Here is an 11,919-nt window from a genome sequence, read left to right as displayed (position 1 = left end):
TTTAGTGTTAAATTTTGTACATATTGGGGCAATCAGCGCCCTATTTTGTTGCATTAGTGCTGTAATTAAGTATACTTGCGACGACTTTTTTAAAGTTAAAGTATTAACTTTAAAAAATACTATGACTACGAAGCATTACGTTGGAGACCGCAGTGGCGAAAGGTTATCAAAATTTATTAACTACGCCTGGTCGAAAATTAGCGTCGAGACAAATCGGTATAATGACAATGTTGGTCGTTATATGCGCGGTAATAACATATTTCAATTGGGGACTCTTATACGCTTACTCTTTACTTGTAGGTGGAGTAGTGGTGATAGTTCCTAATATTATTTTCGCTTATAAAGCATTTAAGTATGCAGGTGCAAATGCCTCAAGAAAGGTTATGGAATCTTTTTATACCGGCGTAAAATTAAAAATGCTATATACAGCGTTATTATTCGCGCTAGTATTTAAATTTTTAGTGATTTCACCCTTAATATTTTTAAGCACATATTGTGTGGTGGTGTTTTTAACATTACTACTGCCAGTTTTTTTAACTGAACGTTAATTCACTGGCGATAAAGATTTATAAACTTTAACTTTTGGGATAATAAAATGGCAGAAGAAGTCACCTTATCAAGCCATATCCAACACCATTTAACTAATGCAAAAATGTGTACAACCGATACTGGTTTAGCATTTAATAAAGCATGTAGTGACAGTGGGTTTTGGACATGGCATATAGATACACTAGCATGGTCAATTGGCCTAGGTATGCTGTTTTTGTGGACTTTTCGCAAAGCTGCTAAAGGAGCTACTGTAGGTGTTCCTGATAAATTTCAATGTTTTATTGAAATGGTTGTCGAGTTTGTCGGTGACAACGTTAATAAAACGTTCCAAGGAAAAAGTACATTAATTGCACCATTAGCCTTAACGATATTTGTTTGGGTCTTTTTAATGAACTTAATGGACTTAATTCCAGTTGATTTCTTACCTGCATTTGCTGGTTTTGTCGGTGAAACTGCTTTCGGCATGGACAGTCACGATGTCTACATGAAAGTTGTACCAACAACAGATATTAATTTAACAGCTGCTCTAGCACTTGGCGTGTTTTTATTGATGATTTTTTATTCAATAAAAATAAAAGGTCTTGGCGGTTTTGTTAAAGAATTAACCTTGCACCCGTTCAACACCAAAAACAAGTTAGCGATGGTATTTTTGATCCCTTGTAATTTATTACTTGAAACCATTGCTCTTGTTGCTAAGCCATTTTCGTTAGCACTACGTTTGTTTGGTAACTTATATGCAGGTGAATTAATATTCATCTTAATTGGCGCTGTTGGTTTGATGCAGCTTCCATTGCACTTTGTCTGGGCTGTATTCCATATATTAGTTATCGTATTGCAAGCATTCGTCTTTATGATGCTAACAATCGTTTACTTAAGTATGGCGAGTTCTGATAATCATTAATTTTTAACCTTTAACCTTAACTTTAACTTTAACTTTAACTTTACAATTAAAACTTTGGAGAAAAAAATGGAACAAATATTAACAATGCCTGAAGCGATTAAGTTTATCGCAGTTGCTTTACTAATCGGTTTTGGTGCTATTGGTACTGCAATTGGCTTTGGTAACATGGGTGGTAAATTCTTGGAAGCGTGTGCACGTCAACCAGAACTAGCTCCTTCACTACAAGTGAAAATGTTTATTTTAGCTGGTTTAATCGATGCCGTTGCTATGATCGGTGTTGGTATCGCGATGGTATTATTGTTTGTACTTTAATTTCATTATTTGAACAGCTTACTATTAAGGAGGAGCGGTTGTGAATTTAAACGCCACTCTAATTGGTGAATTAATAGCATTCGTTGTTTTTGTTTGGTTCTGCATGAAATATGTATGGCCACCATTGAACGATGCTATTGAAGCTCGCCAGAAAAAGATCGCTGATGGACTTGCTGCTTCAGACCGTGCTGCAAATGATCTTGAGCTTGCTCAAGAAAAAGCTACTGCTCAACTTAGAGAAGCTAAGTCACAAGCTGCCGAAATTATCGAAGCAGCGAAAAAACGTGAAACGCAAATAGTTGAAGAAGCTGCAGTAAAAGCTCAAGCTGAGAAAGAAAAAATCTTAGCTACAGGTCACACAGAAATCGAAACTGAACGTAACCGTGTTAAAGAAGAATTGCGCAAACAATTTGCTATTCTTGCTGTCGCCGGTGCCGAGAAGATTCTTGAACGTTCTATTGATGCCGCCACACATAGTGACATCTTAGATAAATTCGTCGCTGAACTTTAAGAGGGAATAGAGCTATGTCTGAATTGACAACTGTCGCTCGTCCTTACGCTAAAGCAGCGTTCGATTTTGCTGTTGAAGCAAAGGCTATTGATAGCTGGTTATCACAGCTGACCTTTGCTGCTGAAGTTGCCAAAGATGAAACCATTAAAGGGGTTCTTTCTGGTGGTGCTTCAGTCGAGCAGGCACAAGCACTTTTTTTAAGTGTTTGTGGCGAGCAAATAGACAGTCAAGGCCAAAATTTCTTGAAAATAATGGCAGAAAACGAACGCTTGTTGGTGCTACCACATGTTTTGACGCAATTTTTAGCACTTAAAGCTGAATTTGAGCAAGAAGTTACTGTGGATGTAACCTCAGCTGTAGAAATTACAGCAGAGCAAAAAACAACACTTAGCGCCGCGCTTGTAAAGCGTCTGGCTCGAAAAGTAAAGCTTAATTGTATTGTCGATGCGACTATTATTTCAGGTTTAATTATTAAAGCTGATGACATGGTAATTGATGGCTCTATACAAGGTAAATTGAGCCGTTTAGCAACAATTTTACAATCCTAGAATAAGGGAAAAGAGCATGCAACTGAATTCCACTGAAATCGCCGAACTGATCAAAAATCGTATTGAACAGTTTGACGTTGTCAGCGAAGCTCGCAACGAAGGTACTATCGTTTCTGTAACTGACGGTATTATTCGTATACATGGCCTTGCTGATGTAATGCAAGGTGAAATGATCGAACTTCCTGGTAGCCGTTTTGCTATCGCGTTAAACCTTGACCGTGATTCGGTCGGTGCGGTAGTTATGGGTCCATACGCTGACTTAGCTGAAGGCGTAAAAGTTAAAAGTACTGGTCGTATTTTAGAAGTACCAGTAGGTCGTGGTTTATTAGGTCGAGTGGTTAACACTTTGGGTGAACCTATTGACGGTAAAGGACCTATTGAAAATGATGGTTTTTCTCCTGTTGAAGTTTTAGCACCAGGTGTTATCGAACGTAAATCTGTTGATCAACCTGTACAAACAGGTATTAAATCAATTGATTCAATGATTCCAATTGGCCGTGGCCAACGTGAACTTATCATTGGTGACCGTCAAATTGGTAAGTCTGCCATCGCTTTAGATGCCATTATTAACCAAAAAGATACTGGTATTAAGTGTGTATATGTAGCAATAGGCCAAAAGGCTTCTACAGTTGCTAACTTAGTACGTTCTTTAGAAGAGCACGGCGCGTTAGACAATACTATCGTTGTTGTTGCTGGTGCTTCTGAAGCTGCCGCACTACAGTACTTGTCAGCATATTCTGGCTGTACTATGGGTGAATACTTCCGAGATCGTGGTGAAGATGCATTAATCGTATATGATGATTTGTCTAAGCAAGCAGTTGCTTACCGTCAAATTTCATTACTTTTACGTCGTCCACCAGGTCGTGAAGCTTACCCAGGTGACGTTTTCTATCTTCATAGTCGTTTACTTGAACGTGCTGCTCGTGTAAACGAAGCATACGTAGAAAAGTTTACCAACGGTGCAGTTAAAGGTAAAACGGGTTCATTAACGGCTTTACCTATCATTGAAACGCAAGCGGGTGATGTATCTGCTTTCGTACCAACTAACGTAATATCAATTACTGATGGTCAGATTTTCTTAGAGTCTAACCTATTTAACTCAGGTATTCGTCCTGCTGTTAACGCTGGTATTTCTGTTTCTCGTGTTGGTGGTGCTGCGCAAACTAAAATCATCAAGAAGTTAGGTGGTGGTATACGTTTAGCCTTAGCACAATATGCTGAATTAGCTGCATTTGCTCAATTTGCTTCAGATTTAGATGACGCGACTCGTGCTCAATTAGAGCATGGACAACGTGTTACTGAACTGATGAAGCAAAAGCAATACAGTCCATTGTCAATTGCTGAAACAGCTGTATCGTTATTTGCTGCAGAAAAAGGTTACTTAAACGATGTTGAAATCGCTAAAGTGGTTGATTTTGAAGATGCATTACGCACTTACGTAAACAATGATCACGCTGAGTTGATGGCTACTATCAATGAAAAAGGCGACTATAACAAAGATATCGAGTCTGGTTTAGCGAAAGCAATTGAAGCTTTTAAAGCTACTCAAACTTGGTAATTTAGTTCACCTTTTTGGAGAATAGTCATGGCTGGTGGTAAAGAGATTAAATCAAAGATTGGAAGTGTAAAAAATACACAGAAGATCACCAGCGCAATGGAAATGGTTGCAGCTAGTAAAATGCGCAAAGCGCAAGATAACATGGCTGCATCTCGTCCATACGCTGAGAATATGCGAGATGTGATCGGTCGCGTCGCACTTGGTAATTTAGAATTTCGTCATCCATATATGGTTGAACGTGAAGTCAAGCGTGTAGGTTATATCGTTGTCTCAACAGACCGTGGTTTGTGTGGTGGTTTAAATATTAATTTATTTAAAAAGGTACTTGTTGATGCGGGTACACACCAAACAGCGGGCGCCGATGTTGAATTTGCCATAGTGGGTTCTAAAGCTACGTCATTTTTTAACAATATCGGTGCTAAAATAGTGTCGCAGAAGTCTGGATTAGGTGACAATCCTTCACTAACTGATTTAATTGGTAGTGTTAAGGTGATGTTGAATGCCTATGATAGTGGTGAAATAGATAGATTGTTCATTGTATATAACAAATTTGTTAATACCATGACGCAAAAACCAACAATCGATCAACTTTTACCTCTGCCTAAGTCAGATGATGACGCATTTAAGCATAGCTGGGATTATTTATACGAACCTGATGCTCAAGTTTTACTTGAAAAACTGCTCGTTCGTTATACGGAATCGCAAGTATATCAAGGTGTGGTTGAAAATCTCGCCTGTGAACAAGCTGCTCGTATGGTTGCAATGAAAGCTGCAACAGATAATGCGGGTGACTTAATTGATGATTTACAATTGGTATATAACAAAGCGCGTCAAGCAAGTATTACTCAAGAATTGGGTGAAATCTGTGCTGGTGCAGCAGCGGTATAAACAAAAGTTCTTTGTTTATTTTATTAGTAAATAAGAGCACAAGATTAGAGGATTAAACATGAGTACAGGTAAAGTCGTCCAAATCATTGGCGCAGTTGTGGATGTAGAATTTCCACAAAATGCTGTACCTCAGGTATATGACGCGTTAAAAATAACTGAAGGTAACCTTAGTGGCTTAGTACTTGAAGTACAACAGCAACTTGGTGGTGGCGTAGTTCGTACTATCGCCATGGGTTCATCTGACGGTTTACGTCGTGGTCTGAATGTAGAAAACACAGGTGATAATATCCAAGTTCCAGTAGGTACTGCAACTTTGGGTCGCATCATGAACGTATTGGGTGAGCCTATCGATGAAGCTGGCCCAATCGGCGAAGAAGAAAAGTGGTCAATTCACCGCCAAGCGCCAGCATATGCTGACCAAGCGATGTCAAATGAGCTACTTGAAACTGGTATCAAAGTAATCGATTTAGTTTGTCCATTCGCTAAGGGTGGTAAAGTTGGTTTGTTCGGTGGTGCTGGTGTTGGTAAAACCGTTAACATGATGGAACTTATTCGTAACATCGCGATTGAGCATAGCGGCTACTCAGTATTTGCTGGTGTAGGTGAGCGTACTCGTGAAGGTAACGATTTCTATCATGAAATGAACGATTCAAATGTACTTGATAAAGTATCACTTGTTTACGGTCAAATGAACGAGCCTCCAGGAAACCGTTTACGTGTTGCCTTTACAGGTTTAACAATGGCAGAGAAATTCCGTGACGAAGGTCGTGACGTATTATTCTTTGTTGATAACATTTACCGTTATACATTAGCCGGTACTGAAGTATCTGCACTTCTTGGTCGTATGCCATCAGCGGTTGGTTATCAACCAACACTTGCTGAAGAAATGGGTGTACTTCAAGAGCGTATTACTTCAACTAAGAAAGGTTCAATCACTTCAATCCAAGCGGTATACGTACCAGCAGATGATTTGACTGATCCCTCTCCAGCTACTACTTTTGCTCACTTAGATGCAACGGTTGTATTGAGTCGTGATATCGCTTCGCAAGGTATTTACCCTGCAATTGACCCACTAGATTCTACTTCTCGTCAACTTGATCCATTAGTTGTTGGCGCTGAGCATTATGAAACTGCCCGTGGTGTTCAATCAACATTACAACGTTACAAAGAACTTAAAGATATTATCGCCATCTTAGGTATGGATGAATTATCTGAAGAAGACAAATTAGCTGTGAATCGTGCACGTAAGATTCAACGCTTTTTATCTCAACCGTTCTTTGTTGCTGAAGTATTCACCGGTTCTCCTGGTAAGTATGTGTCACTTAAAAACACTATCAGTGGTTTTAAAGGCCTACTTGCAGGTGAATACGATGATTTACCTGAGCAAGCTTTTTATATGGTTGGTTCTATCGAAGAAGCAGTTGAAAAAGCTAAAAACATGTAATTTGCTTGGGCGTGTTAGGTTAACGTAAGTCATCGACTTATTGACTATCTAACCGCCTACTTTAGGAGGTCAAAATGTCAGCAATGACGGTAAATCTAAATGTAGTAAGTGCAGAAGAGAATCTATTCTCTGGACGTATTGAATCATTACAGATCACAGGTTCAGAAGGTGAACTAGGTATTATGCCTGGTCACGCACCTTTATTGACCTCGCTAAAACCTGGTATGGCTCGTATTGTTAAATATGGTGGCTCAGTAGATGTTATATATCTTTCTGGCGGCATGTTAGAAGTTCAACCAAATAACGTAACCGTATTAGCTGATATAGCGATACGTGCAGACGATTTGGATGAAAAAGAAGTATTAGAAGCTAAGCAACGTGCAGAAAAACACATGAACGCCCATGGCGGAGATGTTGGTTTTGCTGAAGTTGCGGCTGAATTAGCGCGAGTAACTGCGCAATTACGCGTAATACAAGCGTCTAATAAAAAAGTCTAACTTTACAGACAAAACACTAAGTTTTAGTGACAGAAAAGCGATATTTACTTAAGGTATATATCGCTTTTTTTTGTCTTTAATATACTGGCTAATTAAGTCTTACCACAAAGTCACTCGGTTAAATTTACTGAACTTTGTTAAGCGATTAATCTTGATGATGTAAAAATATATCAGATACTTATAGCGCTACATGGCTATAGTTTATCTGTTAAAACAAGGTTACAATATTTGTTATTACCATCAAAAACATAAATAACGGATATACTATGTCTCTTTCAGTTGTCATTCTTGCCGCGGGTAAAGGTACTCGCATGCGTTCATCACTCCCTAAAGTACTTCACGCAATTGCTGACAAACCTATGGTTAGCCATGTCATTAATGCTGCACGCCAATTAAACGCCGATAATATCTATATTGTCTATGGCTTTGGTGGTGAAGTATTAAAAGCGACAATAGCGAAGAGTAGTGCAAATGATGATTTAACCTTTATTGAACAAAAAGAACAACTAGGTACCGGACATGCCGTAGATATGGCATCACCTTTCATTAAAGATAATGAAAATGTTTTAGTGCTTTATGGTGATGTACCACTGACCAAAGTTAGTACATTAGAAAAATTATTAGCGGTTAAACCAGACCATGGTATGGGATTACTAACGGTAAATTTAGCTGATCCTACTGGCTACGGTCGTATAATGCGTAAAGATAATGCAGTGGTTGGCATCATAGAGCAAAAAGATGCTTCGGCCGAACAGTTATTAATTACTGAAGCTAATACCGGCATTTTATTAGCAAATGGTGGAGATTTAAAACGTTGGTTAGCAAATTTGTCAAGTGACAATGCCCAAGGTGAATATTACTTAACTGATATTATTGCCGCATGTCATCATGAAGGTAAAACTATTGCTACTGCGCATCCCGATACCGAGATTGAAGTTGAAGGTGCCAATAATCGAGTGCAACTTGCTTCATTAGAACGAGCTTTCCAACTACGTGAAGCCGAAGCGTTAATGATAGCAGGGGCAAGCCTACGTGATCCTAACCGCATCGATATTCGTGGAAACGTAGTCATTGGAGAAGAAGTGCATATCGACATCAATTGTATTTTCGAAGGTGATGTTTCCTTAGCGAGTGGTGTGCAAATAGGAGCCAATTGTATTTTAAAAAATTGTACAATCGGCGAAAATAGCATAGTTAAAGCAAATAGTATTATCGAAGACGCCGTTGTTGGTAAAGACTGTTCTGTCGGCCCATTTGCTCGACTACGCCCCGGCTCTGTAATGAATAAAGACTCTCATGTTGGTAATTTTGTTGAAATGAAAAAAACAACTTTAGGAGCTGGTAGTAAAGCGGGACACTTAACGTATCTGGGCGATACGATTATTGGTCAGAATGTAAATATTGGCGCTGGAACCATCACTTGTAACTATGATGGCGTTAATAAGTTTAAAACTATTATAGATGACGGTGCTTTCGTCGGTTCAAATAGTTCGTTAGTGGCCCCGGTTACTATCGGTGCTAATGCCACCATAGGTGCAGGCTCTGTTATTGCCAAAGATGTAGCAGCCAGTGAATTAGCTGTTGCTAGAGGTAAACAAAGAAATATAGCCGGCTGGCAAAGACCGACCAAAAAAAGCTAGGTTAATTGATATTTAAAATGAAAGGGGCGCAATATGTGCCTCTTTTTTATGTTCACTGATATTAATTAGGATTAATATCAGTGAAATAAATATTTATTGCCATAAAAGCATACTTTTGTTCTAATAGCTTAAGTTACTAAACGAAACTTATTCTGTAAGATAAGTGACGAAACAAAAGATAAACTTAATCGCATGTCAAAAAGAAACACCCAGCAGCGTCGCCACAGTATTATCTCTGAGCTTAATGAGCACGGAGAAGTAAGTGTCGATAGTCTTGCAAAAAAATTCGTTACTTCAGAAGTAACCATCAGAAAAGATTTAGCTGCGCTAGAAAATAGCGGATTATTGCTCAGACGCTACGGTGGAGCTGTGCCTTTACCTAGAGATATTATCGAGCATAAGTCTGATAAAGTTTCGAAACGAAAGGTTTCAATTGCCAGTAAAGCGGCAACACTTATTCGTGATCATAACCGCATCATTATCGACAGCGGTAGTACGACTTCGGCCTTAGTGAAAGAGCTTAATAGCAAACAAGGTTTAATCGTAATGACCAACTCTTTAGCTATAGCTTCTGACTTACATGCGCTTGAAAATGAACCGACATTATTGATGACCGGGGGCACTTGGGATACACATTCTGAGTCTTTTCAAGGTCAAGTAGCGGAAAGTGTCTTGAGATCTTATGATTTTGACCAACTTTTTATTGGTGCCGATGGTATCGATATAGAGCGTGGCACGACTACTTTTAATGAGCTTTTAGGGCTTAGCCGCGTGATGGCCGACGTCTCTCGTGAAGTTATTGTACTTGTTGAATCTGAAAAAATTAATCGTAAAATACCTAACGTTGAAATTCCTTGGCAAAATATAGACATACTGATCACTGATGCAGATCTGTCTGATGAACTCAAAGCCAAACTCTTAGAACAAGACGTTAAATTACTCATTGCAAAATAAAAGGAAAAACTATGTGTGGGATCGTAGGTGCTGTAGCACAACGTGATGTAGCAGATATATTAGTTGAAGGGTTAAAACGCCTAGAATACCGTGGATATGACTCAGCCGGTGTTGCTATTATCGATAATAACAACCAATTAAACAGAGTACGCCGCTTAGGCAAAGTACAAGAGTTAGCAGACGCTTTAATAACAACCCCTTTATCAGGTGGAACAGGTATTGCTCATACGCGCTGGGCTACTCATGGTGCGCCAAGTGAAGTGAATGCTCACCCACATGTATCTAGTGAAAATATCGCTGTTGTTCATAATGGTATCATCGAAAATCACCAAAGTTTAAGAATACGTTTGCAGGGCATGGGCTACGAATTTGTTTCAGAAACAGATACTGAAGTTATTGCTCATTTAGTTCATCTTGAATTGAAAACATCAGCGACCTTACTTGAAGCAGTACAAAAAACAGTTAAGCAGCTTGATGGCGCCTATGGCACAGTTGTACTTGATACTACCGATAAGAGTCGTGTAGTTGTTGCACGCTCTGGCAGCCCTTTAGTGATAGGTTATGGCGTAGGTGAAAATTTTATAGCCTCTGATATGATGGCGCTATTACCGGTCACGCGAAAGTTTGCTTTTCTTGAAGAAGGTGACGTTGCTGAAGTCACTCGTTTTGAAGTTAACGTATTTGATACTAACGGCGTACCCGTAAAGCGTGAAGCAAAAGAACAAGATATCAGTCAAGACAGTGGTGATAAAGGTGAATACCGTCACTACATGCTAAAAGAAACTTATGAACAACCTACGGCTATCCGCAATACTTTAGAGGGGCGCTTGTCTGGTAATGTGCTCGATATGAATACTTTTGGTGAAGGCGCTGATGAAATATTTAAGGGTATCGAACACGTACAGATTATTGCCTGTGGTACTAGCTACCATTCAGGTATGGTTGCTCGGTATTGGTTAGAGTCGCTAGCGGGTGTTTCTTGTAATATAGAGATTGCTAGTGAGTTTAGATACCGAAAGTCTCATGTTCCTAAAAATGCCTTAATTGTAACTATCTCTCAGTCGGGTGAAACAGCTGATACTTTAGCGGCACTTCGCTTAGCAAAAGAGCTTGGCTATAAAGCCAGCTTAGTTATTTGTAACGTAGCCGGTTCATCTTTAGTACGTGAATCTGATCTCGCTTTCATGACCAAAGCGGGCGCAGAAATTGGCGTTGCTTCTACCAAAGCATTTACCACACAGTTAGTCGGCTTGTTAATGATGACTTGGGCTATAGGTAAACATCACGGTATGAGTGAAGCGGTTCAAAATGAAATCGCCAGTTCATTAATGGCTTTACCCAGTAAACTAGAAGAAGTCTTAGCATTAGCAAGTTCTATCGAAGATTTAGCAGAAGACTTTGCTGACAAACACAACGCTTTGTTTTTAGGTCGTGGCGACCAATATCCTATCGCTATGGAAGGGGCTTTAAAGTTAAAAGAAATCTCTTATATCCATGCTGAAGCATACGCCGCTGGTGAATTAAAACATGGACCATTAGCGTTAATTGATGCTGATATGCCTGTAATCGTTGTTGCGCCTAAAAATGATTTAATTGAAAAGCTTAAATCAAATGTTGAAGAAGTCCGCGCGCGCGGTGGCTTAATGTATGTGTTCGCTGACAGTGAAGCAAATTTTGCCAGTGATGATACGATGAAAGTTATTAATGTGCCGGTATGTGACGATTTAATCGCACCCATTGTTTATACGTTACCACTGCAATTGCTTTCATATTATGTCGCAATAATTAAAGGCACAGATGTTGATCAACCTCGTAACTTAGCAAAATCAGTTACCGTTGAGTAATAGGTCTTATATTAAAGAAAACTGTTGTTATCGATAAATAGGTTTGAGATCTAGTTAATAGATATGAGATCTTAATTATAAAGCGACTTACTCTTTTGAGTGGTCGCTTTTTTATTGGTCATAGATTCATTGTTAGGGTCTTTCATCTAATGTAGACACTAATTTGTCTTAATAAACAGTCCGCTTAGCCCCCATTACACTTTTATAATTTTAGAAAAAGCACTTTTTATTTTCTACAATAACCTTGGTTGTTATCACAGCACTATTTTTATT

At 39.0% G+C, this 11,919-nt stretch carries 12 protein-coding genes; all 12 read left to right on the top strand.

Annotation, left to right across the window (positions count from 1 at the left end):
* Positions 1 to 152 precede the first annotated feature (152 nt).
* Positions 153 to 548: an ATP synthase subunit I gene (locus H4J62_RS13405; protein ID WP_182217504.1), complete on the top strand. Its 396-nt coding sequence runs from the start codon at positions 153 to 155 to the stop codon at positions 546 to 548.
* Between the two features lie 47 nt (positions 549 to 595).
* A complete protein-coding gene (gene atpB, locus H4J62_RS13400; RefSeq protein ID WP_182175911.1) occupies positions 596 to 1,450 on the top strand; it encodes a F0F1 ATP synthase subunit A in 855 nt (284 codons plus the stop codon).
* 84 nt (positions 1,451 to 1,534) lie between these two features.
* Positions 1,535 to 1,762: a F0F1 ATP synthase subunit C gene (gene atpE / locus H4J62_RS13395; RefSeq protein WP_086745850.1), complete on the top strand. Its 228-nt coding sequence runs from the start codon at positions 1,535 to 1,537 to the stop codon at positions 1,760 to 1,762.
* Positions 1,763 to 1,802: 40 nt separating this feature from the next.
* Positions 1,803 to 2,273, top strand: coding sequence for a F0F1 ATP synthase subunit B (gene atpF, locus H4J62_RS13390; RefSeq protein ID WP_070375308.1), 471 nt, complete (start codon positions 1,803 to 1,805; stop codon positions 2,271 to 2,273).
* A 14-nt stretch (positions 2,274 to 2,287) separates the two neighbouring features.
* A complete protein-coding gene (atpH, locus tag H4J62_RS13385) occupies positions 2,288 to 2,821 on the top strand; it encodes a F0F1 ATP synthase subunit delta (protein WP_070375309.1) in 534 nt (177 codons plus the stop codon).
* A gap of 16 nt (positions 2,822 to 2,837) precedes the next feature.
* Positions 2,838 to 4,379 carry a F0F1 ATP synthase subunit alpha gene (gene atpA / locus H4J62_RS13380; protein ID WP_070375310.1) on the top strand — a complete coding sequence of 514 codons (1,542 nt, stop codon included), beginning with the start codon at positions 2,838 to 2,840 and terminating at the stop codon, positions 4,377 to 4,379.
* Positions 4,380 to 4,406: 27 nt separating this feature from the next.
* On the top strand, positions 4,407 to 5,267 hold the full coding sequence (atpG, locus tag H4J62_RS13375) for a F0F1 ATP synthase subunit gamma (protein WP_070375311.1): 861 nt from the start codon (positions 4,407 to 4,409) through the stop codon (positions 5,265 to 5,267).
* 58 nt (positions 5,268 to 5,325) lie between these two features.
* On the top strand, positions 5,326 to 6,711 hold the full coding sequence (gene atpD, locus H4J62_RS13370) for a F0F1 ATP synthase subunit beta (protein WP_182217848.1): 1,386 nt from the start codon (positions 5,326 to 5,328) through the stop codon (positions 6,709 to 6,711).
* A gap of 74 nt (positions 6,712 to 6,785) precedes the next feature.
* On the top strand, positions 6,786 to 7,208 hold the full coding sequence (locus H4J62_RS13365) for a F0F1 ATP synthase subunit epsilon (protein WP_070375313.1): 423 nt from the start codon (positions 6,786 to 6,788) through the stop codon (positions 7,206 to 7,208).
* A gap of 266 nt (positions 7,209 to 7,474) precedes the next feature.
* Positions 7,475 to 8,848, top strand: a complete 1,374-nt coding sequence (glmU, locus tag H4J62_RS13360; protein ID WP_182217846.1) for a bifunctional UDP-N-acetylglucosamine diphosphorylase/glucosamine-1-phosphate N-acetyltransferase GlmU — start codon at positions 7,475 to 7,477, stop codon at positions 8,846 to 8,848.
* 192 nt (positions 8,849 to 9,040) lie between these two features.
* Complete coding sequence (locus H4J62_RS13355; RefSeq protein ID WP_182217845.1) at positions 9,041 to 9,802, top strand: DeoR/GlpR family DNA-binding transcription regulator; 762 nt, start codon at positions 9,041 to 9,043, stop codon at positions 9,800 to 9,802.
* Between the two features lie 11 nt (positions 9,803 to 9,813).
* Positions 9,814 to 11,646: a glutamine--fructose-6-phosphate transaminase (isomerizing) gene (glmS, locus tag H4J62_RS13350; protein ID WP_182217843.1), complete on the top strand. Its 1,833-nt coding sequence runs from the start codon at positions 9,814 to 9,816 to the stop codon at positions 11,644 to 11,646.
* The last annotated feature ends 273 nt before the right edge of the window (positions 11,647 to 11,919 follow it).

The organism is Colwellia sp. BRX8-5 (genome assembly GCF_014077325.1).
Taxonomy (GTDB): domain Bacteria; phylum Pseudomonadota; class Gammaproteobacteria; order Enterobacterales; family Alteromonadaceae; genus Colwellia_A.
The sequence above is the reverse complement of the archived record's forward strand: the minus strand, read 5'-3'. Positions and strand labels throughout refer to the sequence as shown.